Consider the following 24,276-nt stretch of genomic DNA (forward strand, 5'->3'; position numbering starts at 1 on the left):
AGATCAGCAAAAGCGTTATCAAACCTCTGTGAGATCTAAGTGCGATGAACCGCAAGCTTTTGATGAGGGGCAAGGTGAAGGAGGCCTACGATCTCGGCTCGGAGCTGGAGTTCCAGTTCACGGATAGCATCTCTGTGTTCGACAAGATCATACCGACAAAGATACCTTACAAGGGCGAGACGCTCTGCAGGGAGGGCGTCTTCTGGTTCGGGCGGGCTGAGCGGATGGGCATAAGGAACCATTTCATCAGATACCTCCCGCCCGCTGGCATGATCGTGAGAAAGGTCAGCATCGTGCCTCCGGAGCGCATAACCCGTGAGACGAAAGGACATCTGATACCCCTGGAGTTCATATGCCGCTGGTATGTCGCAGGCTCGCTCTTCGACCGGCTCGAGTCAGGGGAGATCGGGCCTGAGGCTCTCGGATTTCCACGGGGGAGAAAGGTCTCATTTGCGGAGCAGCTGCCAGAGCCGTACATAGAGCTCTCCACCAAGCTGGAGAAGACCGACAGGCTTCTGAGCCGGGATGAGGCTCTGGAGCTGGCGAAGCTCAGCCCGCAGGAGTTCGAGGAGATCACGGAGATGATCATCAGGATAGATGAGGATATCATGAGATGCGTTGAGCCCAGGGGACTCATACACGTGGACGGGAAGAAGGAGTTCGCGTTCGATGAGAACAGGGAGATCATGGTGGTCGATGTCTACGGAACAGCGGATGAGGACAGGTTCTGGGATAAATCCCTTTACGAGGAGGGTGAGTACGTCGATCTGAGCAAGGAGTACGTGCGGAAGTACTACAGGCAGATCGGCTACAAGGACATGCTCTACCAGGCCCGGAGCGCGAAGATGCCGGAGCCAGAGATTCCACCGCTGCCAGATGATATCGTGCGAAGGACGAGCGAGATATACATCCAGCTGTACGAGAGGATCACAGGCGAGAGGTTCGTGCCCGCAAGGGCATGATCGATTTTTGATGCATGTGAAGGGAACAGCCCCCTATGAGGCCGTTTCCTCAAATATTAATTCGAGGAAATGTTAATTTCCGCCAGGCATCTCTGCGAGGATCGTATTGCAATTTATCGGGATCATCTCTCCGATAAATCGCATCGCCACCGGAAATTTTACAGCACAGGCGTGAACGGCGGGCGCTCGACCTCCCGCTTCTCCTCGAATACCGGCGGGCCTCTGCGAGCTGTATATCTTATTGCGGCTCCGGTCTCGTTGACGCTGATGGTTTTGCCCTCCTCCGGATCGTAACGAGCGTATCGCCTTACATCATTCAGGATCTCTTCCGGATCGACATCTCCTGTGAATGGCATCACAAGCGGTCTGTAGTCCGCGGCCATCGAGCTGCCCTTCGGTATGGTGTAGGGCGTATCTCCTATGCCATCTCCATCCTCATCAGATCCCCTGTAATCGCTGTAGTGGTTGCCCACGGTCGTGTTCCATATGCTCTTCGTCTGGTTGTCATAAGCGCTTATCACGTTGTCCACGAAATTGTTCCTGTAGATCAGGTTGTTCCAGTTCTTGTCGAGCCTGACGCCGTGTGTGTTCCTGGATATGTTGTTCGCGCAGAGGGCGTTTCTCTGGCAGTTCTCAGTTATCTCCAGCCCGTTGTAGTTGTTCGATGCTGTGTTCCTGAAAACCAGGTTGTAGCTGCTGTTCGCCTGGATGCTCATGCCGACCCCGAACCCGCTCACGATCTCGCTTCTCCTGTTGTTGACGAGGATGTTCCCGGATATCGTGTTGTTGTGCGAGTCTGCCAGGAGGATCCCGTAGTAGTTGAGATCTGCCTGGTTTCCAGTTGCAGAGCTGTGGTTAGTGCCCCAGAAGACCAGACCCTCCGAGTTCCTGCTCAGGATATTATCTATGACATTGATATCCTCACAGTTTCTGAAGAAAAGTCCTGCATGCGTGTTGTTTATCGCCCTGCATTCTCTGACAACGAATAACCTGGAGTTCGAGGCGTTCAGCCCAGCCTTCTCACACCCTGTAAGCTCTGAGCTGCTGATGCTCACGTTCGAGGATCTCAGAATCAGCACACCGGTCTTGCAGCTCTGGAATGTGGAATTGTCCATCAGAAGATCATGAAGGTCCTCGGCGAAAACCCCGACCTCTGCATCCCTCACGATTATGTTCTTAAGCGTCACGTTACTACCGAACACGAGAACGGCTGCGTTCGGCAGGTCCAGCCTGAGGTAGCGATCCGCAGATGCCGCGTGGGTTGAAGTCCCTGATGCTCGTGAAGCGCCTCCCTGATATCGCTCCATGTAGTACTTGAACTTCTCCTCAGATGGCCTCTTCACCCCCGCTATCGAGAATCCCTCTATCCTCACGCCATCGGACCGAACTGCTATCGCCGGAGACTGGACGTCAGAGCGTATGAAGGCGCCGTATCCGATGAGCGTCAGCGGCCTGTCAACAACGAACGGCCTGTGCTCTCCAGCTTCCAGGATCAGCGTGTCTCCCGGGGTAGCCGAGTTTATCGCGCTCTGGACATCCTGGCCCGCTGGGATCTGTACGGCCATGGCTGGAGATGAGAGAAGAGACAGGATGATCGCGATCCTGAGAGCATACATGCGCTCAGTGCCTGAAGTGGCGCATGCCCGTGAAAACCATGGCCATACCATGCTCATCAGCCGCCTGGATTACCTCCCTATCCCTTATCGATCCCCCCGGGTGGACGACAGCCGTCGCCCCTGCCTCGTGAACCCTGTCAAGGCCGTCGCGGAACGGGAAGAACGAGTCGGTCGCTGCCACAGTGCCCCTGGTATCGAGACCGTGCTCCTCGGCCTTCTCAGCGCCGAATCTGGCAGAGTCTACTCTGCTGACCTGGCCTGAGCCTATGCCTATCGTCCGGTCTGCAGTGGTGTAAACCAGCGCATTGGACTTGACGTACTTGGTGACCTTCCAGGCGAACCTGAGCGCTCTGTTCTCCTCCGGGGTCGGAGAGCGCTGCGTGACAACCCTCCACTCAAGGATGTCCCCCCTGTCGTAGTCCTGGAGCATCATCCCGCCGAATACGCTCCTGAATGCATGCCCCTTGTACAGCTCCTCCTTTCTCTGTAGCATGTCCCCGATATCCAGTATCCTGCGGTTCGGCTTGTTGCGCCGGAGGAGATCAAGCGCTTCAGGCTCGTATCCGGGCGCTATGAGGACCTCGACGAAGCTGTCGCCTATCGCCTCCGCGGTTGCGAGATCGACCTTCATGTTGAATCCGATCACACCGCCGAACGCCGACTTCGGATCTGTGGCGAACGCCCACCTGTATGCCTCCTCAAGATCCCTTCCATATGCAACGCCACACGGGTTCGCATGCTTCACTATGACTGCGAGCGGTCTGTTTGTCGGAACTCCATCGTACTCTGATAGGTCTATGAGCATCTCCAGGACGGTCTCTGCATCCACGAAGTTGTTGTAGGACATCTCCTTGCCGTTGAGCTTGACCGCCCTGTAAAGGCCGAGGCCGCCTGGTTTAGCGTAGAGTGCAGCCCTCTGGTGCCAGTTCTCCCCGTATCTCAGATCCTGGACCTTCTCGAAGAGGCTGACGCTGTACCTGGGCCAGTACATGTCTGACTGGAGCGAGGAGAGCTCAGAGGCATCAAATGCTATGCACCTGTAGAGTGCAGCGGCAGAAGCCAGCCTTTTTACGTCATCCGCTAGATTCAGATCTCTTCTAATGGCTCTGAGCATCTCTTTGTCCTCGGATTCAAGAACAGCGCCGCCGCCGTGGATGGCAGATCTTATCAGCAATCGTCCGTTAGAGCTTGAGATCACAGATTCGTCGTAGATGAGAAGACTCCCAGACCAGTCGCTGGGCAGAGAAAAAGCCGGATTTGAAAGGGTGAGGATATCCAAGCCGAGCTCCTGCAGCTCCCTTGCTATCTCCTTCGCCCGTTCAGAGGCTCCGGCGGGGATCACAGCTTGCCTGAGCTTCATGGAACCTTGACATGCAATGCAGCGGCAATATTTTAAGGTTGCCCTCGGAGGCACCACGTCACATATATTTGATGTTATGTAACTGCAAATGTTATTATTAATAAATTAGTTAACATCATATGAGAAAAGATTCACCTTTTCAGCAAAACGGACCGAAATCGTCATTAGAGTCAGTTTTTTATCACACTGCTGCGAATATGCAGGCGTGAAGAGTCTGGATGATGCGGTCGAGCGCCATCCTGATGGGGTGGTTCTGCATATCGATGTTCTTCCGGGATCTCCGGCGCTTATGATCCCAGCTGGCTTCAACGCCTGGAGGGGCAGCATCGAGATCAGGCTTACGGAGAGGGCTGACCACGGTCGGGCCAACAGACAGCTTATACAGGAGATTGCCAGGTCTTTTGGGATCTCGCAGGGCGATGTCGAGATACTGAGCGGCCACAGGAGCCACAGGAAGGTGGTTTTGATGAGAGGCATCGATGCCGAATCTGTTCTGGCGGCTCTCAGGAGATCGCTCCGGTGAATGCTATGAGAACGCACAAGAAAAGCTACGATCTCGAGGCGCTCGAGGAGCAGATCGAGGCCCTTCTGGATGCATCAGGTCGCGGCGCAGCGGTCATCGTCGAGGGGCCGCGCGACAGAGATGCGCTTCGCAGGATTGGTGTACCTGGCCCGATACTGATGTCCTCCCAGAGATCCTGCCTGGAGCTTGCGGAGGAGACCGCGAGATCGTACAGCGAGATCGTGCTGATGACCGACTGGGATGCGCGTGGGGAGGAGATCGCCCACAAGATGGAGGAGTATCTGCGTCCCACAGGAGTCAGGGTCGATGCGGAGATCAGAAAGCGGCTCAAGCTTCTTGTGAGAAAGGAGATAAAGGATGTCGAAAGCCTCTGGATATTCCTGGAGAGAGCGCGGGAGAGCCAGGGTCTGTAGAGCGATATCGGGGATGCGATGCTGAAAGATCCATTCTGAGCAAAAGAGATATCCCTGCACTGCTGGAAGGCCCAGCTGCTCATGGTCTCGAGTCACTTATGTCATGGGCGTTTACTGGCATAAAATCGCGTGAATCCGATGGGGCAACTGATCCAGATGAACCGTGCCCGCTGCCCGAACATCGATTGTTCTCATGCATCACACCGCTTCAGTCAAGGGATCCCTCTGTGAGCCATCCTTTTATATCGATTGCACATACAGCAGAGCGGTGGTATGATGGTATCCATAAAAGTCGATGCGGATGCGAAGGCCAGGCTGCAGGGCGACGAGAGCCTCGAGAGGTATCCCATAGTCGCAAAGGTCACAGGAAGCGGTAAGGACGGATCTCTGGGAGTGAGGATATCGAGCGATGGGGAGCCTTTGCCCGCAGCGGTATCAGTGAATGGGGCTATCGGCATAGATATCAGAGAGCTGTCGAGCGTTGCGGAGTCCCTGGCGAAGCTCGTCTCTGCAGGTCTCAGGATAGCTGATGCTCCGGTTACCGTATCGCTTGGAGAGATACCAGTCGATCTCACCGTCTCCGTCTATTCGCCCAAGGAGGAGCAGGTATTCAGGGTCGAGATAAAGGGATCTCTGGGAAAATGATACTCTGTACCCGTGTCATTGAGACCCGCATCACTCAATCCCACATGCATCATGAAAGCTCTCCGGGAATCGATTCTTGGTGTCTCCTTGAGCTATTCGATATCAGGACAGAAGAGCTTTGTCGTCCACCAATGCACGAAGGCTGGCGTTTCAGTCGTGCCTGCCTCTTGGAGGTTTCATGATTGACATACCGGGATGGGCGATGGTGATGCTGCTGGCGATGTCCCCCATCTCAGAGCTTCGCGGAGCGATCCCTCTGGCGATTGCTTACGGCTACCCGCCGCTGGAGGCATACGCGATCTCTGTCCTGGGCAATCTGGTTCCTGTGGTGCCTCTGCTGCTGTTTCTGGGCCCGGTATCATCCTTCCTGATGAGATACCCGCCTGGGTACAGGTTCTTCACGTGGCTCTTCTCAAGAACCAGAAGGAAATACATCGATGGCAGAGAAGGCATCGGATTTGTGGCCCTGATGCTCTTTGTCGCCATCCCCCTGCCAATGACCGGCGCCTGGACCGGATGCGTTCTTGCATTTCTCCTCGGATTCAGGTTCCTCCCCGCATTCCTCTCGATAGCACTGGGTGTGCTCATAGCAGGCGTGGTGGTGACGGCTGCAGTCTCCGGTGCGTTCGCACTTGGCCATACGATTCTCATTTGAGAACTGCGCGCAAAGATGATTTGATTTTTCCGGGCGGAAATTATTCACTCCGGCCGCTTCTCAGCCAGTGCCTGCAGTCGCATCATTTTCACGTGTATCATGCCGTCCGTAGATGAATAACGATCGACGTAGCGGTCTGCTATCTCCTTAACGAGTGGAGGGCGCAGCTCCGCAGGAAGTCTCTGCAGGTAGGGATGCCAGGTGGACCTGATGAACCCCTCGAGCGCATCACGCCCGCTGTGAACCATGTCCTTGGGTATGAGCTTCACACTCATGAGATGAAGGCCAGCCGCCGGAACCCACCGCTCGTAGTCCTCAGGGGTGTAGAAGAAGTACGGGAACTCGAAGCCCTCGAAGTACGGAGCGAATCTCTCCTCCAGGATCACCTCTGATGTTATATCCAGGAGCTGAGCCGCGTTTCCCTTACCGCCGCACTGTACGAGCATCCTGCCGCCGGGCACAAGGCTTCTGCATATGCCCTTCAGCACAGAGATATGATCTCTGATCCAGTGGAGGCATGCGAATGAGACCACGATATCGAACTCCTCCTGGAAGCGCAGATCAAGCGCGTCTCCCTGCTCGAATCTCAGGTTTCTGAAGCGCTCCGGCGAATGCCTGCGCCTTGCGAAGGAGATCATATCCGGGGAGATGTCCATTCCCAGGACAGATCCATCGGGCACGAGCTGTGAGATGTGCGCGGTGATCTTCCCATCCCCGCACCCGATGTCGAGTATGCGCTCGTCTCCTCTGATACTCAGCTCGGAGAGCGCACTCAACGCCCATTCATGCTGGGCTGAGGAGCTCCTCTCGTACTCCTCCGGCTCCCATGTATACATGATCCAACCTCAGCCATCATCCAGATAAATACACTGCGAGCTGAGCTGCTGGCTTCCTGTGGAATTCTCGACTACATGAGCTCTGGGAATATTCGGCCACGTGCTCCCGATTTCTGTGCTCGCCTCCGATCTGATTCCTGGGACAGGAGAGGTGCTCAAAGATGCAAAAGATTTAGATAGAATGCTGGAATTTCATATTTTGGGGGGCAGAAACGAAAACCGGAGAGTGAGTTCACGGTATTCGATTTGCCATGAAGCAGGGTTATGACGGATCTGAGGAGGGTGGGGGACCGCACCGCTCTTTGACCTTCCGCCGCGCCCTCATGCTTGGTGCGGCGATCCTGATCGTCAGATCCATTATCGTTCTGTACCTCGAGGATCAGGAGCAGCAGCGTGTGATCGTAGATGATATTATTTTTCCGGTGGTCAACGGGCTTGCTGCGCTCTCGCTCTTCAGAGCTGCCAGAGCGACGAGATCGCAGGACGAGAGGATGTACATCGCATGGGCGTTCTTCGCAGTTGCGCAGGTGCTCTACGCCCTGGGGGACGTGCTCTGGAGCATCCTGGAGATCGGATTGAAGGAAACTCCATTTCCCTCAATTGCAGATGGCCCTTACCTCTCATACTACCTGCTTTTCCTCATAGGAATCCTTCTGCTACCAGCACCATATCAGAGCACCTTCGAGCGTCTCAAGTCCCTTCTTGACACAGGCGTTGTGACGATATTCGCCATCCTTATCTTCTGGAGCTTTCTCATCGCGCCCACGGTCGCAACCCTTGAGGAATCAGATCCTCTTGCAAATGCGATCGCAGTTGCGTACCCGGTTGCGGATCTCGTTCTTGCATTTGCCCTCATCGCGCTCATCTTCAGAAAAATAGAGCACATTGCGCAGCGCCCCATAATGCTCCTGGCAGCAGGCGCGATCTTCCTGATAGTGGCAGACTCGATATTCATGATCGAGGCTCTTAGAGGGGTCTATGTGCCCGCAACACTCGGCGACAGCTTCTGGCTGATCAGCTACATACTCGCAGGACTTGCAGGAGTGCTCCAGGTGGAATCCGCCGGCGTGCCGGTGAGAGCATCCGCGGATCGCCCCTCCCCCGGGTTCACATGGCCCCTCTACCTCCCATACGTATGTGCTATCTTCGCCTATGCATTTCTGATCTGGAGCATGGAGCATGAGGATGTCAATCTCTACATCCGCCAGCACCATCTCGCCGCAGGCGTCGGGATGATAATAATGCTTATTGTCATCAGGCAGGTAATCGCGATCAAAGAGAACACGATGCTTTATGCGGCGGCACAGCATGAGCTGCGTCAGAGGATCGCCTCGGAGCGTGAGAAGGAGCATCTCATAAAAGAGCTTGAGGCCAGGACATCAGAGATGGAGAGGTTCATATACACTGTCTCACACGACCTCAGATCGCCTCTGATCACTGTCAGCGGCTTTCTTGGGTTTCTGAGGGATGATATCGAGAAGGGCGCCTGGGATAAGGTCAGAAAGGATCTCGAGATTATAGAGAGCTCCATCACGAAGATGGACAGGCTGCTCCAGGACACGCTTGAGCTCAGCCGCATCGGCAGGATGATGAACCCGCCTGAGGATGTGCCTTTCTATGATATCGTCAAGGAGGCGCTGGAGCAGACCTCTGAGAGGATAAGGTCCAGGGGTGTTAGTGTAAGTGTGGCAGAGGACATGCCGGTGGTCCATGTAGACAGGATGAGAGCCGTGGAGGCGCTCGTCAATCTCATAGAGAACAGCGCCAAGTACATGGGGGACCAGAGCGATCCGAGGATAGAGATCGGATGCATGAGAGACGGCGAAACGGTGTTCTATGTGAGAGACAACGGCATTGGGATAGACCCCAAAAACCATCAGCGTATATTCGAGCTCTTCTACAAGGTGGATAACAGGACAGAGGGCACTGGCGCCGGACTGGCCATCGTCAAAAGGATCATCGAGGTTCATGGCGGCAGGATATGGATAGAGTCAGAGCTCGGAAAGGGATGCACAGTGTTCTTCACGCTACCGCTATCTGAGAAAACCTGAGCACAGCACAGCACTAAAAGATGGACCGCTGGATCAGAAGTGCAGGTTGAGTGGTATCGTAGAATTCCTGTGCAGGTAACTCTGCCCATTCAGCTCTAAGCAGCAGCTCGATGCCTGAGTATTTCGGCCAGAGCAGCCTTACTTCACCCTCTCGACATTCTCAGAATGGCATGATGGGCACTTCGGCCCGACGCCAATCCCCTTGAACTTGTGGCCGCATGAGCGACAGACATAATCTGTGGGGAAGAACGACTCTGGGTCGCCCATGTCCGGAGGGCCTCCAACTGCGCACACGACAATCACCTCAGAGATATATCATCAAAAATCGTTAAATATACTTTTCGGGCCGTCGGGCCTGTGTCAGGGCATGTGATGCGAGCTTTTCTTCATCCGTGTTGAACGGATGCAAAGCTTGATTTTGGCGATCCAGGAACATTCTTTCCTGCGAAATAGATTTAAGAAAAGATGCTGAGAACGGAGATGGATGAGCGACTTCTCTGTCAATCAGTTTCTTGAGATGGCAGGCACCCCCTCTCTGGACATAGAGATATGCGATGTTACACTGAGGGATGGCGAGCAGATGCCGGGGGTCGTGTTCAAGCCCGAGGAGAAGCTTGAGATTGCCCAGAGGCTCGACGAGATCGGCGTCGAGATCATAGAGGCCGGATTTCCGGTGGTCTCGAAGAGCGAGAAGAACGCGGTGAAGGAGGTCTGCAACCTCGGCCTGAACGCGAAGATATCTGCTCTCTCCAGGTCCAGGCAGTCTGATGTCGATGCTGCAATCGAATGCGGTGTTGATATGGTGAGCGTCTTCATAGCGACCTCCGATCTCCACCTCAAGTACAAGCTGCACATGACATGCGCAGAGGCGATAAGGTGCGCGCTGGAGACGGTCGAGTACGCAAAGGATCATGGTCTCATAGTGAGATTCTCAGCTGAGGATGCGACACGCACCGATTTCAACACGCTCAAAAAGCTCTACAAAAAGGCAGAGGAATATCACGCAGATTACGTGAGCGTGGCTGATACAGTCGGCATAATGAACCCCAGAACGATGTACTACATGATCAGCGAGATCAGGAAGATCGTGAGCGTGCCGATATGCGTTCACTGCCACGACGATCTCGGCCTCGCGCTGGCGAACACCCTTGCCGGTGCAGAGGCGGGTGCGAAGCAGCTCCACACCACTGTCAACGGCATCGGCGAGAGGAGCGGGAACACGCCGCTTGAGGAGCTGCTCGTCAACCTTCGCCTACACTACGGCATAGACCGCTATGATCTGGGCAGGCTCAAGTCGATCTCCTCTGTGGTGGAGAGATACTCAGGCGTGCCGGTCGCAAAGAACAAGGCTGTCGTTGGAGAGAACGCATTTGCCCACGAATCCGGGATCCATGTCGCCGCGGTTCTCGAGGAGCCCAGGACCTATGAGCTGTACTCCCCTGAGATGGTGGGATCTGAGAGGAGAATCATCATAGGGAAGCACACAGGAGCCAAGGCTCTGAAGTACATCACGAAGAAGATGGGCTACGACCTCGAGAAGAAGGATCTCTGCATACTGGCTGAGAAGGTGAAGACAGCGAGCGAGTTCAAGAGACCGATAACATGCGATGAGCTGAGGAGACTGATCCTCGATCTCAACATAGAGTTTGTGTACAACGGTCCGTAGCGAGAGTTATGCAGAACAGTCAGAACAACGGATTTTCTGTAAATTCAAAACAGATCGTCAAGCTCGCAAGTCTGGCATCGATTTACAGGAACTCACACTGCAGCAAAATGAACATCATATTCTGCAGGTGCCATTCTGAGCGCGTGGTTTCTCATCATCAGCGGGGAGTTACGTCAACTGCTCCTTCATGAGGGAGTTTCGCTGCTCTGCATCCAGGAGGTCCTATGAAGAAAGCGATGAGCAATGTGGACGTGGCTGCGATCGCGGCTGAGCTCCAGTCCCGGATAGTCGGAGGGTTCTTCGGCAAAGCATACCAGAGCTCGGGTGATGCTATCTGGCTAACGGTCCAGGCGCGCGAGGGGAGGCTCGATATCATCCTGGAGGCCGGAAGGAGGGCGCATGCGACCAGGAGAGAGAGGGCTGTGGGCAGGACGCCTCCTCAGTTCCCTGCGATGCTCCGCTCCCGTCTCTCTGGTGGAAGAATCGTGAGCGTTGAGCAGCACGACTTCGACAGGGTGCTGGAGATATGCGTTGAGAGATCCGACGGAATATATCGTCTTGTTGTCGAGCTCTTCCCGAAGGGGAACATACTCCTTCTCGATGAAGATATGAGGATCATACTCCCTCTCAGGCCGATGAGCTTCAGGGACAGGAGGCTCATCGCCGGCGAGCAGTATGCATACCATGCTGGAGCGGAGGATCCGAGAAGCGTATCGATCGAGCGTCTGGAGGAGATCCTGCGCGGCTCAGATACAGATCTTGTGAGAGCACTCGTCCGCAACCTCAACATGGGCGGGACGTACGGGGAGGAGGTCTGCCTAAGGGCAGGGGTGGAGAAGAATACCCCTGCTGCTGATCTCTCAGAGGACGAGATCGCAAGGGTGCATTCTGCCCTGAGAGATGTGTTCGATCTCAGGGAGATCAGGCCTCAGATAGTCTACAAGGACGGAGAGCCGTTTGATGTGATCCCCTTCCCGCTTGAGGTCTACAGGGGACTCGAGTCGAGATCCTTCGAGAGGTTCAGCGATGCGCTCGATGAGTTCTTCGTGGCAGAGCCTGAGATGCCAAAGCCGAGCGCTCTTGAGAGGAGGCTGGAGCTCCAGAGGGCTGCGGTCGACGAGCTCAGAGCGAGGGAGATCCAGATGGCCTCGATGGGCGATCTCATATACCAGCGTTACTCTGAGATCGACTCGATTCTGAAGGCGATAGCAGGCGCGAGGGAGAAGGGGTTATCCTACACCGATATCTGGGAGATGATACGGAGCTCTGGAAAGTCTGCCATAAAATCTCTGGATTACAGCGGCGAGATGGTCGTCGAGCTTGATGGGTTCGCTCTGGAGCTGAATGCAGGTCTCACAGTGCCCCAGAACGCGGGCAGGTACTATGAGCGTGCTAAGGAGCTGGCGAAGAAGGCCGCAGGAGCAGAGGAGGCGCTGAGAAAGACGGAAGAGCTTCTTCAGAGGGGAGAGGAGCGCAGAAAATCTCCAGCTTTGAGAAGAAGGCAGAAACCGAGATGGTTCGAGAGGTTCAGGTGGTTCTTCTCCTCAGATGGATTTCTGGTCATCGGGGGCAGGGACGCGGATGGCAACGAGGAGATCTACCTCAAGTACCTGGAGAAGAGGGATCTCGCGCTGCACACAGACTACCCTGGAGCGCCGCTGACGGTGATAAAGACAGAGGGACGGGAGGTGCCTGAGGGTACAGTGAAAGAGGCAGCACAGTTCGCTGTGAGCTACAGCAACCTCTGGAGGGAGGGTGTGGCATCGGGTGACTGTTATGTGGTCAGAGGTGACCAGGTCACCAAGACGCCTGAGCACGGCGAGTTCCTCCGGAAGGGGGCGTTCGTTATTCGCGGCGAGCGCAGGTATCTGAGAGATGTTCCCCTGGGGGTTGCACTGGCGATCGCCGATGGATCCCTAATAGGCGGGCCGGTCTCGGCCGTGAGATCCAGGAGTCCAGAGGCGATCGAGCTCGAGCCGGGCGAGTACATGCCTGACGATCTCGCGAAGATGATCTACAGGCAGCTTCTCGATATCTGCGAGGACAGGAGGTACCTGAAGGCGATCGCGTCCCCTGATAGGATAGTTGCATTCCTGCCTCCCGGCGGATCCAGAATCAGGCGGTTCGATGTTAAGGAGCTCGGCGTTTAGGGAGCGTGTATCTCGTCAATCGCCTTAACCGAAAAACTTATATTCGACGAAAGCCGTAAGGATGATTGGGCAAAAGTCGGAGATTGTTTTTCCTCCCTCCTACATCCCACAACGGCTTTTGCTCGCACTTCTCTTCTTATTCCGATTCAAGGTGTCATGTCGGCTGATCGAACAAACTGGATCGATCTCCTCATAGAACTGGAGATACACTCCTAACCTGATCTCCAGTAATGCATCGTGCAGCTTAAAATATCTGGTCCAATCATCTCTCTGTGGATGAGAGAGCTGATGTCTTTAATGCTCGCGGCTGCGATCCTGGCAGCTTTTGGATGCGTTGTTCTTAGCGACAGGGCAGAATCGACCTCAGTCGATGAGTACATAAGCGCCTCGCGGGGCGAGGTCAAGCCTGTCTTCGACCCGAGGTTTCCCGCAGACCCCAGGAGCTCCAGAAAGCTCTGGGAGTCCAGAAAGGAGTCCAGCGCCTCTGTAACAGAAGCGCCCACTGAGAACACATCCGGAGCCTCCGCTGCGCCTGTGATTGAGGGGAGGGCGCCGGAGATCTCCGGCAGGCTGAGCTTCGTGCTGAAGGACCTGACATCGAAGAGCCTGGAGCTGCACCTCTATCGTCTTGACAGTACTGTCTTCGGCCATGGCACCATATCCGAGAACAGCTCGACCCAGCAGGTATCCGCGATAGGAGACATCAGGGGGAGTGCGCTTGAGCTCGATGTCATCTCAGAATACACCATCTACAGGCTCAAGATAGATTCGAGCAAAAGCCCGATGACAGGCACCTTCACAGCATACAGAGCTGATGCCTCCTCGTGGCCGGGTGTGGTGTACCAGGAGAGCGCCGCCTGAGCATCCCGGCTGCGTTGTATGAGAGGCGGATTATTTGTGATCGCTCTTATCCATCTGATAACCTGCTCGGAGAGATAGTGGCGCTGCTATGCGTTCGTGGCGATTGAATGAGTGCTTCCGGCAACCTCCCTGCATGGCCTCCAGGTTGCCGGACACAAGCGTTTGTGATATCCGCATGCATCTGCCTGAGTTGCTCTGAGCTACTCTAATGCAGGTTCACCGGATCTCATAGAGGTGCTCCTGGGACCGGTTACTCACAGAAAGAACCGCACTCAAAACCGCGCCCATCATATTCGTGTCTCAAAAAAGAGTCAAAAAGGGCTGAAAGAGGGGGCGGCTGCCAGGGAGATGGCAGACCGATCCTCAGATGCGACCTGTCTCGAGAACAGCTCTGCGAGCTGTCCTGTCCCACGACTCCTGCGTTTCACCCCGGGTCCCGGAGGCCAGGCAGGGGGAGTTGAAGTATGTGGTGGTCCTGAGCGCCCTTCCGATCTCCTCAAGCACCGCCCCGAGCTTCGGGTCGCTTGCGCATCTCTCGCTGAGCCGCCTGATGTAGGCGTCTGTGTCGTAGTTGAAGAACTTCAGGAGCTTCTCGCATGTGTCTCCTGGTATGCGCTTGCATATTCTCCAGCTTCTGCCATCCACGAGCACATGGATCTCTGTAACGCAGCCGAGGAGGTTGTGGAAGTCCCCGAGAGTGTCCTGGTAGGCTCCCAGGAGGAATATGCCCATGTAGTAGTCCTCGCCCCTGCTGAGCTTGTGGAGCTCTATCGCCTCCTTGCCTCCTGCGAAGCTCTTGATCTCTCCATCCGAATCGCATGTTATGTCCGCTATCGTCCCGGATTCTGATGGCACCTCCCTGAGCCTGTGAAGGGGCATGATCGGGAAGATCTGGCCCACACCCCACATGTCAGGGACCGACTGGAAGAGCGAGAAGTTCCCTATGTACTTCTGCCCCACGAGCTTCTTCAGCTCCCTGAACTCCTCGGAGTTGTCGCCTGCCTGTCTTGCGAGGCTCACCGCCTTCTGGCAGACCATCCAGAAGAGCATCTCTCCCTTCGCCCGCTCCTCGAGCCCGATGTTGCCCAGGTTGAACGAGTCCAGGAGTTCATCCCTGTAGTGCAGGGCATCGTGATAGTACTCCTTGTAGTTCTTGAGGTTGATGTTCTTGAAGGCGAAGTAGAGATCCTCTATCTGTATTGGATCCCCCTCAAGCGGGAACGCCACGAACCCATCCTTGGAGTTCTTCTTGCCGATTATCTTGAAGACCAGGAACGAATGATAGGCGGCTATCGCCCTGCCGCTCTCCGAGACTATCGTGGGGCAGGGCACCCCCTCCTCCTCGCATATCTTCTGGAGGGTGTAGACGATATCGTTGCTGTACTCCCGCAGGGTGTAGTTCGCGCTTGAGGGCCCGGAGCTCTTCGAGCCGTCGTAGTCCACGCTCAGGCCACCTCCCACGTTGAAGTACTCTATCTCCGCGACCTTTCTCACCTTCGCGTAGATCCTGGCGGCCTCGTTCATCGCGTGCTTTATTCTGTGTATATCGGTGATCTGGGACCCGATGTGGAAGTGTATCATCCTGAGGCGATCGATAAGGCCGTTCTCCTCCAGGATCTTCAGCAGCTCCAGGCACTCGATAGTCGAGAGACCGAATTTGGCAGACTCGCCGCCGGACTCGGCCCATCTTCCGCTGCCCTTCGAGAAGAGCTTGACCCTCATGCCCAGAAGAGGCCTCACCCCCATGCTCTTGGCCAGCCTCAGTATGTTGAAGATCTCCTCGAAGAGGTCCACTACTATTATTATCCTGTGCCTGTCCGAGAACATCAGGGCCAGGCGGAGGAAGTCGTCATCCTTGTATCCGTTGCAGATAAGCAGCGAGTCCTCAGGGAGATCGAGCGTCAGAGCGGCGAGCAGCTCCGCCTTTGTGCCTATCTCCAGCCCGATGTTGATCTCCCTGCCGTAATTCAGGATGTACTCTATGACCTCCTTCCTCTGGTTAACCTTCATGGGAAATACCGGCTGGTACCTTCCCTGGTAGCCGAACTCTGATATCGAGCCCGCAAATGCCCTGTAGATCTCCCAGATCCTGTACTCGATTATCTGGGGGAATCTGAGAAGCACAGGCAGGCTCTCCCCGGATGCCTCCAGGCTCCTGATTATCTCCATCACATCGACACAGCATTCGCTGCTCTTGTTCGGCATCACGACGACGTTGCCCTTCTCGTTGATGGAGAAGTAGCCGTCGCCCCAGCCGTGAACCCCGTAGAGGGCGATGGAGTCGTCAACCTTCCACATCCGCGGAGCCCCCATCGCATCTGACCCTCTTGAACCAGCTGCCTGTTCTGCACCTTCCCCTCAGCCAGCCCTCAGGTGGACTGCCCCGACTGATATTGGTAATCATCTCAGATCACTCCCACAACCGGTACATGGAAATACGAATGTCCATTTGAGCGTCGATGTTGAGGGCGTTCTGGTATATAAAGATGTGACCTCGAAATGCAGAGGAGCTGCGTGCTTCTGGTCGTGGTGCATTAGAGGTGCTATCAGAACTGTCTAAATGTGCTTCAGCTGATATCACAAATCCAGAGGTCGTGTATTGTGTAGTTGCATCATTGGATCAGCATGGGCCTTCGCAGTAGTTGTGAGGTATTGTGTCGAAGAGCATCGATCTGTTGGCATATTGTTCGGTGATGCGAGCCCATGACGCGGTCGTGATATCTCCAGGCTGCTGGTTTTCGCCAGAGTATTCTATGCTTGGATGAGACCTCCAAAGAAATAAATATCCAGAGCACCCATACCACCACGTGGACAATGTGTATACCCAGATTCCGGTGGAGCAGATACTCAGCAACCTCTGGATAATTCTCTTCCTGCTTCTCTTTCTCGTGCCGATGGTCCAGAGGAACGCCCTGCAGATAGCAAGGAAGCGTCTCCTCGTGAAGCTCGGAAAGAAGAGAGGCTCGCTTGTGATAACCCTGATACACAGGCAGGAGGTCATAAGCTTTCTCGGGCTGCCTCTCGCAAGGTACATAGACATCGATGACAGCGAGGAGGTCCTCAGGGCGATACGCAGCGCTCCGAAGGACGTGCCCATCGACATCATACTCCACACTCCTGGAGGGCTAGCGCTTGCTGCGACGCAGATCGCCCTGGCGCTGAAGAACCACCCTGCGAGGACGAGCGTTATAATACCGCACTACGCGATGTCCGGCGGAACCCTGATCGCACTTGCAGTCGATGAGATAATCATGGACCCGAACGCTGCCCTCGGCCCCGTTGACCCGCAGCTTGGCGACCAGACGGGCGCATATCCGGCGACATCGATACTGAAGGTCCTTGAGAAGAAAAAGATCGACGAGATCGATGACAAGACGCTGATACTGGCTGAGGAGGCGAGAAAGGCCGTGGAGCAGATGAAGGCGCTGCTCCGCAGGATAGTCTGCTCGGGGTGTGATGAGGAGACCGTCAACAGGATCATCGAGGAGATGGTCTCCGGGAAGTACACCCATGACCATCCCTTCCTCGCAGAGGATGTGAAGGCGCTGCTGGGGGATCGCGTCAGAACCGATGTCCCCCAGGAGGTCTACGAGCTCATGGCCCTATACAGGATGGACATAAGCAGAAGGCGCCCCGGGGTCGAGTACGTGCCGATGTCTAAGGGCTAGATGGTATCAGGCACATCGGCCCATCCCCGATCAGATCGGATCTTCCCGCTGAGATCAACCCCTCCCTGACGAGCCTGCGATTCCCTGGAAGCCAGTACTGGAGCATGGCCCTCTGGATCCTCTTCTCCCTGCCCCTGGGAACATGAACAGGCTCCATGGTGAAGGGATCGAGACCTGTGTGGTACATTGTTGTGGATACCGTCATCGGCGTGGGGGTGAAATCCTGCACCTGCTCGACTCTTATGTGATTATCTCGCATGTACTCAGCCAGCTCTATCATGTCCTTAACAGTGCACCCTGGATGGCCTGACATCAGGTACGGCAGAACGTACTCCTCCTTCCCGGATCTTCTCACCATCCTATGGAACCGCTCCATGAACGCATCCAGGACCTCCACGGACGGCTTGCGCATGCATCTCGTCACGCTCTCCGAGATGTGCTCAGGCGCGATCTTGAGATGGCCGGATATGTGCTCGCGGCAGAGCTCCTCCAGAAAGATCTCCCCATACTTTTCATCTCTCACCACGAGATCGTGGCGTATTCCAGAGCTTACGAAGACATGCCTGACGCCGGGTATCTCCCTCAGCCTTCGCAGCAGCTCCAGGTATCTTCTGTGGGAGATCTCGATGTTCTCGCACTCCGGCGTGCAGATCCTTCCACAGCCGCCCTTACTCCATAATGCACAGACCATGCCGTACATGTCAGCAGTCGGCCCTCCAACATCCTGTATCACCCCCCTGAATCCGGGCATCTCAACGAGCCTCCTCGCCTCTCTTATTATGGATTCGATGCTCCTGGACTGCACGATGCGCCCCTGATGGTGTGTCAGCGCGCAGAAGCTGCAGGACCCGAAGCATCCTCTGTGGCTTGTTATGGAGAACCTGACGCTCTCCAGCGCTGGCACGGGTTTTCTGTAGGATGGATGCTCCCTTCTGGCGTATGGCAGCTCATATATCCTGTCTAGCTCATCTGTTGTTAACGGTCTTGCAGGAGGATTCTGGACTACGACCGTCTTCGGGTGGGGCTGCACAACAGCTCTGCCCCTGAACGGGTCCTGCTCCATGTAGTGCAGCCTGAACGCCTCTGCGTACTTTCTTTTGTCCGAGGATACCTCATCGAATGAAGGTATAACCGTGTACTCCTCATGCCCCGAGCTCTTCCACTCCCTGACGCTCATCTTGAAGACCGTGCCCCTGACGTCCCTGATCTCGTCGATCTTCTCCCCGCTATTCAGCCTGGATGCTATCTCAACCACTGCCAGCTCGCCCATACCGAAGATGAGGAGATCTGCGGGAGCGTCTGCAAGGATGGATCTCCTCACAGAGTCTGACCAGTAGTCGTAATGCGCAAACCTCCGGAGGCTGGCCTCGATGCCGCCTATCACCACGGGCCTTCCCGGAAATATCGAGTGGAGCCTGTCAGCATAGACCAGAGTCGCTCGATCCGGCCTCCTGATCTCTCCCCCTGGAGAGTACACATCACTGCTTCTTCTCTTGAGACTCGGTGTGAAGGCATTGACCATCGAGTCGACGTTTCCAGCAGTCACTCCGAAGAAGAGCCTGGGCTCGCCGAGGCGCCTGAAATCATCCGCCCTCCTCCAGTCAGGCTGCGGTATGATTCCCACAGTGAATCCAGCGTCCCAGAGAACCCTGCCGATGAGAGCCGCTCCGAAAGATGGGTGATCCACGTATGCATCGCCTGTGACCAAAATCACATCGAGCTGATCTATGCCGAGCTCCTTCAGCTCTCTCCTGGAGATCGGCAGGTACACCGGCTGCTCCACCATCACATAACAGAGCATCAGCCGGGTTTAAAAAGCTGGGCCACAGCAGGGCCGTCTGTTCCATTCATTGATATCAACAGCAGGTGGTCTTGCAGAATTCGTGATCTGCTGTGCAGGTGAATGCCGCTTAAGCAGCGCATAAAGTTGATGCAGGCTGATCCAGGTGACTCGGCAGATGATATCGGAGACAGAGCCCATCGGTGATAGGAGTTACCGAAGTTCGCCCCTCCGGCGATTTGACAGCATTAGACTTGCTGTAATTCAAAGAATCGGCATGCTTCACAGCAGATCGGATTCAACCTGCATAAAATCGGCTGCCTCTGCTGTCGCCTCCTAAAATGCTGTCCGGTGATGCGAGCCCGCGACCACAGCTTCTTACGACTATCTCTGCAGGGCCTTATGAATCGCAGATTCTCAGAGGGCGAACGCCCAGCAACATTTTGATCATTCATACACAAATCTTATATATGATGTACTAATTTAGTCATCAAAGTACATTAATCTACATAAAGGTGATCCTGTTGAACTATCTTGCGAGGCTGATTGAGGGGCAGAATCTCACCATGGCGGAGGCTGAATCCATGCTGGGCGCGTTCTTCGACGGCGCCACTGACGCACAGATCGCCTCGGCTCTCACCGCCCTCAGGATGAAGGGGGAGACTGCTGAGGAGCTCGCGGGCATGGCAAAGAGGATGCGCGAGTCCGCGATTCGGATAAGGCCGAGGGTCTCCGGTACACTGGTGGATACATGCGGGACAGGCGGGGACAGCATGAACACGATAAATGTGAGCACAGCAGCCGCGATAGTTGCCGCTGCGTGCGGCGTGCCGGTCGCGAAGCACGGGAACTACGCTGTGAGCTCGCGATGCGGGAGCGCCAACGTCCTCGAGGCTCTGGGCGTAAACATCTCCTGTCCTCCGGACAGGGTGGAGAGCATCATAGAGTCTCTCGGGATCGGGTTCATGCTCGCCCCGCTCTTCCATCCGGCGATGAAGCGTGTCGCTCATGTGAGGAGGGAGATGGGGATCAGGACTGTTTTCAACGTTCTCGGGCCACTCACAAATCCAGCAGGTGCGGAGGCGCAGGTCGTGGGGGTCTACTCTCCAGCGCTCTGCGAGAAGCTCGCAAATGTGTTGGGCCTCCTCGGAACGAAACGGGCGATGGTTGTGCACGGCAGCGGTCTCGATGAGATATCCAACACTGGCACAACCTTCGTCTCAGAGCTCCGCGATGGGGCGGTGAGAAACTACGTTGTAGATCCCCGGGATCTCGGATACCCGCTTGCAGATCTGAATGAGATCGCCGGAGGGACTCCCGATGAGAACGCGGAGCGTCTCGTGAGGATACTCAGGGGGGAGAAGAGCAGGGCGAGGGATCTGGTGGCGATGAACGCAGGCGCTGCCGTGTACATCTCGGGAATGGCATCCACCCTCAGAGAGGGATGCGCGATCGCCGAGGGCGCCATAAGCTCGGGGAGCGCGCTGGAGACCCTGAAGGCGCTGGTCGAGGAGAATGGGGATCCCGCAAGGCTCAGGAGATTCCTGTGATCCCCCAGCTTCTCGGTGATCTTCGATGACCAGGATCAAGATCTGCGGGCTTACAGATGAATACGAGCTGAGATGCGCGCTGAGGGCAGGCGCAGATGCTGTCGGATTCATAGTGGAGATAGAGCGCTCCAGGCATCGCCTCTCTGTGGATGAGGCCAGAGGGCTTATCAGAATGGTTCCGCCCTTCACAGCGAGCGTCGCCGTTGTGGAGCCATCTGGCGTAGACGAGGCTGTCAGGCTCGCAGGTCATCTCGAGAGCGATGCGCTTCAGATCCACGGCGAGCTATCTCCTGATGAGATAAGGGAGCTCAGAAGACGCGTTCCTCAGAGGATCATCGTCGCAGTGCCTCCCGGATCCGAAAGAGCTGTGGAGGTGAGCAGGGTCGCCGATGCGGTTCTCGTCGACACGCCGGTCTCCTCTGGTTTGGGAGGATCCGGCAGGACGCACGACTGGTCTGTTACAGCTAGAATGAAGTCGAGTCTCCACGCTCCACTGATACTTGCAGGAGGTCTGAGGCCAGAGAACATCGTTAACGCGATTGATGCGGTGAAGCCGTATGCTGTCGACGTCTCAAGCGGCGTCGAGACCGATGGGCGGAAGGATCCTGCGAAGATCGATGAGTTCGTGAGGAGGGTGAGATCCTGCCAGTGATGTATCCGGTTCTCATCGACGTCACAGACAAGATCAGCGTGGATGCGCCGCTCTCGCTCTACCTCTCCCTGAGAGATCGGCGGTATCCGTATCTCCTGGAATCTGTGGAGAAATCCGGCCAGAGGGCCAGGTTCTCGTTCGTCGGCGCAGATCCCTCCGCGGTTGTGATATTGAAGAACCGGGAGATAGAGGTGGAGGTATTCAACGGCGGGGAGGAGTTTCTCAGCCAGAGGCTCTCGGGATGCGCGGAGATCGAGGAGTCAAGCCACGGGATAAAAGGACGGCTGCTTCCGGAGTTCGATATGTTCGATGCCTTGAGAGCTGCAATACCGTGCCCGAGATCGGATGAGAGGAACTTCTTCGGCAGGCAGGTCTTCCTCGGGGGCGGCATCGGATATATTGCATATGATATGGTCAAGGAGCGGCTCGGGAGAGCGTCCACGTCCAGCACTCCTGATGCGCAGTTCGCGATAGTCGAGAGCACCTTCATCTTCGATCACCTCATGAGAAGGGTCTACTTCGCGGTCGTTCCAATGCTTCCCGGCGCGAAGACAGATCTGATCGAGAGGATCGAGGGCGTGGATGAGTACCCTGAGAATTCTGAGCTCCGCGGGAGGGTGGTACGTTCCGGGGATCCCGAGGAATACATGGAGGCGGTCGTGGCCGCAAAGAGGCACATAATCGATGGCGATATCTTCCAGGTGGTGCTCGCCCGGTCCACAGATGTCGAATGCAGGGATACCATAGCGCTCTACAGGAACCTCCGGAGGATCAACCCGAGCCCGTACACATACCTCTTCGAGTTCAGAGACCTCGCAATCGTGGGCGCATCTCCTGAGACGCTCTTCAACACATACGCCGGAACCCTGAGGGTCAATCCGATTGCAGGCACATGCCCGAGAGGCAGAACCCCTGAGGAGGACGAGGCCCTGGCGAGAGCGATGCTGAACGATGAGAAGGAGAGGGCCGAGCATGTGATGCTTGTGGATCTGGGGAGGAATGACGTGAGGAGCGTCTGCAGAGCGGGAAGTGTAAAGGTGGAGGATTTCATGTCGGTCTTGAGATACTCTCACGTTCAGCACATAGAGACCACCGTCTCGGGTGTGCTGAGAGAGGAGTGCGATCAGTTTGATGCAGCGCGCGCGGTGTTTCCGGCAGGAACCCTCTCAGGTGCGCCGAAGATGAGAGCCATGGAGATCATCGATGAACTTGAGAAAGAACCCAGGGGGATCTACGGGGGAGGCATCGGCTACTTCTCAGCTGATGGAAGCGCAGACTTCGCAATAGCCATCAGGAGCATCATACTCAAAGACAAAATCGCAAGGGTGCAGGCCGGCGCTGGAATAGTCGCGGACTCTGAGCCGGAGAGGGAGCTGGCAGAGACCGAGAGGAAGATGGGCGCGATGAAGCGGGCGCTGGGGGTGATCGATTGAGCCGGACGATCCTCTTCGTGGACAACCAGGACTCGTTCGTGTGGAACCTAGTGGATTACGTATCGCAGCTCTACCCGGAGACACTGGTCGTCCCGAACCGGATATCACTGAGGGAGGCGAGGGATATGGATCCGGCGGGAATCGTGATATCTCCAGGCCCCGGGCATCCGGCGAACCCCAGGGACATAGGGAGCTGCATCGAGATAATAAGATATTTTGGATCATCAGGCGTGCCGGTGCTCGGCGTCTGTTTAGGTCATCAGGCGATCAACATCGCGTTTGGGGGAAGCATATCCCACACAAGGCCGTTGCACGGGAAGGTCTCCAGGATAACACACGATGGTCAGGGCGTTTTCAGAGGCATAGAGTCCCCGCTGATCGGAGGTAGATACCACTCTCTGGCGGTGAAGACCCTGGCGCCTGACCTTGTGGTATCTGCAGTGAGCGATGACGGGGTGGTGATGGGGATAAGGCACAGGCATCTCAGCATAGAGGGGCTCCAGTTCCATCCGGAGTCTGTTCTCACTCCGTGCGGCATGAAGATCATATCTAACTGGGTGGAGGTGGTGGAGGATGCATCCGCTCATAGAAGGAATACTGAGCGCGACAGAGCTGCGAATGGCTGGAGTGAGACAGTCATTTGATCGCCTGGAATCCAGAGATCTCATAGGCTCTGCGATGTCAGCAAGAGACAGAGGCCTGATACCTGTGATAGCTGAGATAAAGCCGAGGGCGATATCCAGGACTTTGAGAGATGGCGAGGCCGCAAGGATAGCAAGGTTCTATGAGAGCATGGGCGCATGCGGCATCTCAGTCCTCACAGAGCCCACTTACTTCCTCGGCTCTATATCATCCCTTGAGGAGGCCAGAACCTCCACATCCATTCCAGTCCTCAGGAAGGACTTCATCATAGACAGAAAGCAGATCCGCGAGGCTGAGGCTGATCTCGTCCTCCTGATAGCATCCATAGCGGATATCGAGGATCTCATGGAGGATGTCAGGGCAGCTGGAATGGAGCCTCTTATCGAGGTTCATGATGAGCATGAGCTTGATAGAGCCGCAGATGCCGGCGCCACGATAGTTGGAATAAACAACAGGGATCTCAGAACCCTCGAGGTGGATCTGAGAAGGTTCGAGGCTCTCGGTCCTCTTGCTAGAGATATCGGCCTCTTCACCGTCGCCGAGAGCGGGGTGAGATCGAGAGAGGATGCGCTGAGAATGATGAGCGCAGGCGCTGATGCGATACTGATCGGGACATCGATAATGAAAAACCCCGCTCTGCTTGGGGAGATAACTGGAGCGAACTCCTCTCCGGCATGAAGACCGGAGTTTGCGTCCTGCCACTATCAAGGATGGGCAGGCAATCGGATGTTAGGAAAAGCAGGAAGAAGACCCCCTTAGAGAGGGATTCATCCTGATTTGGCTTCAGAGGCCCAGTCCTGCTATGCGCCATGA

At 55.7% G+C, this 24,276-nt stretch carries 21 protein-coding genes; 15 read left to right on the plus strand and 6 right to left on the minus strand.

Going from position 1 to position 24,276, the window contains the following annotated elements; all coding sequences use genetic code 11:
- Nucleotides 1-44 precede the first annotated feature (44 nt).
- Nucleotides 45-962 (plus strand): phosphoribosylaminoimidazolesuccinocarboxamide synthase, encoded by a 918-nt coding sequence (locus tag QFX31_RS06040; RefSeq protein ID WP_348531218.1) that lies wholly within the window; start codon nt 45-47, stop codon nt 960-962.
- A gap of 158 nt (nt 963-1,120) precedes the next feature.
- Here QFX31_RS06040 and QFX31_RS06045 read toward each other — a convergent pair whose 3' ends face one another.
- Entirely contained in the window at nt 1,121-2,635 is a 1,515-nt protein-coding gene (locus QFX31_RS06045; RefSeq protein ID WP_348531219.1) for a NosD domain-containing protein, read from the minus strand.
- Nucleotides 2,583-3,938 (minus strand): phosphoribosylaminoimidazolecarboxamide formyltransferase, encoded by a 1,356-nt coding sequence (locus tag QFX31_RS06050; RefSeq protein WP_348531220.1) that lies wholly within the window; start codon nt 3,936-3,938, stop codon nt 2,583-2,585. Before QFX31_RS06050 ends, QFX31_RS06045 begins: the two co-directional genes overlap by 53 nt.
- A gap of 205 nt (nt 3,939-4,143) precedes the next feature.
- Between QFX31_RS06050 and QFX31_RS06055 the strand changes: the two genes are divergently transcribed.
- From QFX31_RS06055 to QFX31_RS06070, 4 genes are all read left to right on the plus strand, one after another.
- Entirely contained in the window at nt 4,144-4,461 is a 318-nt protein-coding gene (locus QFX31_RS06055; protein ID WP_348531221.1) for a DUF167 family protein, read from the plus strand.
- A gap of 5 nt (nt 4,462-4,466) precedes the next feature.
- On the plus strand, nt 4,467-4,874 hold the full coding sequence (locus tag QFX31_RS06060) for a toprim domain-containing protein (protein ID WP_348531222.1): 408 nt from the start codon (nt 4,467-4,469) through the stop codon (nt 4,872-4,874).
- 276 nt (nt 4,875-5,150) lie between these two features.
- Nucleotides 5,151-5,519 (plus strand): hypothetical protein, encoded by a 369-nt coding sequence (locus tag QFX31_RS06065; RefSeq protein ID WP_348531223.1) that lies wholly within the window; start codon nt 5,151-5,153, stop codon nt 5,517-5,519.
- Nucleotides 5,520-5,697: 178 nt separating this feature from the next.
- Complete coding sequence (locus tag QFX31_RS06070; RefSeq protein ID WP_348531224.1) at nt 5,698-6,174, plus strand: small multi-drug export protein; 477 nt, start codon at nt 5,698-5,700, stop codon at nt 6,172-6,174.
- A 44-nt stretch (nt 6,175-6,218) separates the two neighbouring features.
- Here QFX31_RS06070 and QFX31_RS06075 read toward each other — a convergent pair whose 3' ends face one another.
- Nucleotides 6,219-7,010: a methyltransferase domain-containing protein gene (locus QFX31_RS06075; protein WP_348531225.1), complete on the minus strand. Its 792-nt coding sequence runs from the start codon at nt 7,008-7,010 to the stop codon at nt 6,219-6,221.
- A gap of 251 nt (nt 7,011-7,261) precedes the next feature.
- Here QFX31_RS06075 and QFX31_RS06080 point away from each other — a divergent pair, with 251 nt between their 5' ends.
- A complete protein-coding gene (locus tag QFX31_RS06080; protein ID WP_348531226.1) occupies nt 7,262-9,061 on the plus strand; it encodes a HAMP domain-containing sensor histidine kinase in 1,800 nt (599 codons plus the stop codon).
- Between the two features lie 138 nt (nt 9,062-9,199).
- Here QFX31_RS06080 and QFX31_RS06085 read toward each other — a convergent pair whose 3' ends face one another.
- Nucleotides 9,200-9,364: a hypothetical protein gene (locus QFX31_RS06085; RefSeq protein WP_348531227.1), complete on the minus strand. Its 165-nt coding sequence runs from the start codon at nt 9,362-9,364 to the stop codon at nt 9,200-9,202.
- A 181-nt stretch (nt 9,365-9,545) separates the two neighbouring features.
- On the opposite strand from QFX31_RS06085, the gene QFX31_RS06090 reads away from it, so the two are divergent.
- The 3 genes from QFX31_RS06090 to QFX31_RS06100 all read left to right on the plus strand — a co-directional run bounded on the left by QFX31_RS06090 (nt 9,546) and on the right by QFX31_RS06100 (nt 13,738).
- Nucleotides 9,546-10,727 carry a homocitrate synthase family protein gene (locus tag QFX31_RS06090; protein ID WP_348531228.1) on the plus strand — a complete coding sequence of 394 codons (1,182 nt, stop codon included), beginning with the start codon at nt 9,546-9,548 and terminating at the stop codon, nt 10,725-10,727.
- Between the two features lie 224 nt (nt 10,728-10,951).
- Nucleotides 10,952-12,877, plus strand: coding sequence for a ribosome rescue protein RqcH (gene rqcH, locus QFX31_RS06095; RefSeq protein WP_348531229.1), 1,926 nt, complete (start codon nt 10,952-10,954; stop codon nt 12,875-12,877).
- A gap of 276 nt (nt 12,878-13,153) precedes the next feature.
- Complete coding sequence (locus QFX31_RS06100) at nt 13,154-13,738, plus strand: hypothetical protein (protein ID WP_348531230.1); 585 nt, start codon at nt 13,154-13,156, stop codon at nt 13,736-13,738.
- Between the two features lie 363 nt (nt 13,739-14,101).
- Here QFX31_RS06100 and speA read toward each other — a convergent pair whose 3' ends face one another.
- Nucleotides 14,102-16,036, minus strand: coding sequence for a biosynthetic arginine decarboxylase (gene speA / locus QFX31_RS06105; protein WP_348531231.1), 1,935 nt, complete (start codon nt 16,034-16,036; stop codon nt 14,102-14,104).
- A gap of 509 nt (nt 16,037-16,545) precedes the next feature.
- Here speA and QFX31_RS06110 point away from each other — a divergent pair.
- Nucleotides 16,546-17,406 carry a hypothetical protein gene (locus tag QFX31_RS06110; protein WP_348531232.1) on the plus strand — a complete coding sequence of 287 codons (861 nt, stop codon included), beginning with the start codon at nt 16,546-16,548 and terminating at the stop codon, nt 17,404-17,406.
- Here QFX31_RS06110 and QFX31_RS06115 read toward each other — a convergent pair.
- Nucleotides 17,396-19,192 (minus strand): YgiQ family radical SAM protein, encoded by a 1,797-nt coding sequence (locus QFX31_RS06115; RefSeq protein WP_348531233.1) that lies wholly within the window; start codon nt 19,190-19,192, stop codon nt 17,396-17,398. The genes QFX31_RS06110 and QFX31_RS06115 overlap by 11 nt on opposite strands.
- Before the next feature lie 509 nt (nt 19,193-19,701).
- Between QFX31_RS06115 and trpD the strand changes: the two genes are divergently transcribed.
- The 5 genes from trpD to QFX31_RS06140 are packed head-to-tail and all read left to right on the plus strand — an operon-like array spanning nt 19,702 to nt 24,141.
- Nucleotides 19,702-20,736 carry an anthranilate phosphoribosyltransferase gene (gene trpD / locus QFX31_RS06120; RefSeq protein ID WP_348531234.1) on the plus strand — a complete coding sequence of 345 codons (1,035 nt, stop codon included), beginning with the start codon at nt 19,702-19,704 and terminating at the stop codon, nt 20,734-20,736.
- 25 nt (nt 20,737-20,761) lie between these two features.
- Complete coding sequence (locus tag QFX31_RS06125) at nt 20,762-21,388, plus strand: phosphoribosylanthranilate isomerase (RefSeq protein ID WP_348531235.1); 627 nt, start codon at nt 20,762-20,764, stop codon at nt 21,386-21,388.
- The gene (gene trpE, locus QFX31_RS06130) at nt 21,388-22,821 is read left to right on the plus strand and encodes an anthranilate synthase component I (RefSeq protein ID WP_348531264.1); all 1,434 of its coding nucleotides are present in this window, start codon (nt 21,388-21,390) and stop codon (nt 22,819-22,821) included. Before QFX31_RS06125 ends, trpE begins: the two co-directional genes overlap by 1 nt.
- Nucleotides 22,818-23,465 (plus strand): aminodeoxychorismate/anthranilate synthase component II, encoded by a 648-nt coding sequence (locus tag QFX31_RS06135; protein WP_348531236.1) that lies wholly within the window; start codon nt 22,818-22,820, stop codon nt 23,463-23,465. The genes trpE and QFX31_RS06135 overlap by 4 nt, the downstream gene beginning before the upstream one ends.
- The gene (locus QFX31_RS06140) at nt 23,395-24,141 is read left to right on the plus strand and encodes an indole-3-glycerol-phosphate synthase (RefSeq protein ID WP_348531237.1); all 747 of its coding nucleotides are present in this window, start codon (nt 23,395-23,397) and stop codon (nt 24,139-24,141) included. Before QFX31_RS06135 ends, QFX31_RS06140 begins: the two co-directional genes overlap by 71 nt.
- Nucleotides 24,142-24,276 lie beyond the last annotated feature (135 nt).

The organism is Methanothrix sp., assembly GCF_030055635.1.
GTDB lineage: Archaea > Halobacteriota > Methanosarcinia > Methanotrichales > Methanotrichaceae > Methanothrix_B.

What these genes read in the sequence shown, in the direction of transcription:
- QFX31_RS06040 (WP_348531218.1), top strand. Translation starts at nt 45, where the DNA reads ATGAACCGCAAGCTTTTGATGAGGGGCAAGGTGAAGGAGGCCTACGAT.
- QFX31_RS06045 (WP_348531219.1), bottom strand. Translation starts at nt 2,635, where the DNA reads ATGAGCATGGTATGGCCATGGTTTTCACGGGCATGCGCCACTTCAGGC.
- QFX31_RS06050 (WP_348531220.1), bottom strand. Translation starts at nt 3,938, where the DNA reads ATGAAGCTCAGGCAAGCTGTGATCCCCGCCGGAGCCTCTGAACGGGCG.
- QFX31_RS06060 (WP_348531222.1), top strand. Translation starts at nt 4,467, where the DNA reads ATGAGAACGCACAAGAAAAGCTACGATCTCGAGGCGCTCGAGGAGCAG.
- QFX31_RS06065 (WP_348531223.1), top strand. Translation starts at nt 5,151, where the DNA reads ATGGTATCCATAAAAGTCGATGCGGATGCGAAGGCCAGGCTGCAGGGC.
- QFX31_RS06070 (WP_348531224.1), top strand. Translation starts at nt 5,698, where the DNA reads ATGATTGACATACCGGGATGGGCGATGGTGATGCTGCTGGCGATGTCC.
- QFX31_RS06075 (WP_348531225.1), bottom strand. Translation starts at nt 7,010, where the DNA reads ATGTATACATGGGAGCCGGAGGAGTACGAGAGGAGCTCCTCAGCCCAG.
- QFX31_RS06080 (WP_348531226.1), top strand. Translation starts at nt 7,262, where the DNA reads ATGAAGCAGGGTTATGACGGATCTGAGGAGGGTGGGGGACCGCACCGC.
- QFX31_RS06090 (WP_348531228.1), top strand. Translation starts at nt 9,546, where the DNA reads ATGAGCGACTTCTCTGTCAATCAGTTTCTTGAGATGGCAGGCACCCCC.
- rqcH (WP_348531229.1), top strand. Translation starts at nt 10,952, where the DNA reads ATGAAGAAAGCGATGAGCAATGTGGACGTGGCTGCGATCGCGGCTGAG.
- QFX31_RS06100 (WP_348531230.1), top strand. Translation starts at nt 13,154, where the DNA reads ATGAGAGAGCTGATGTCTTTAATGCTCGCGGCTGCGATCCTGGCAGCT.
- speA (WP_348531231.1), bottom strand. Translation starts at nt 16,036, where the DNA reads ATGTGGAAGGTTGACGACTCCATCGCCCTCTACGGGGTTCACGGCTGG.
- QFX31_RS06115 (WP_348531233.1), bottom strand. Translation starts at nt 19,192, where the DNA reads ATGGTGGAGCAGCCGGTGTACCTGCCGATCTCCAGGAGAGAGCTGAAG.
- QFX31_RS06125 (WP_348531235.1), top strand. Translation starts at nt 20,762, where the DNA reads ATGACCAGGATCAAGATCTGCGGGCTTACAGATGAATACGAGCTGAGA.
- trpE (WP_348531264.1), top strand. Translation starts at nt 21,388, where the DNA reads ATGTATCCGGTTCTCATCGACGTCACAGACAAGATCAGCGTGGATGCG.
- QFX31_RS06140 (WP_348531237.1), top strand. Translation starts at nt 23,395, where the DNA reads ATGCATCCGCTCATAGAAGGAATACTGAGCGCGACAGAGCTGCGAATG.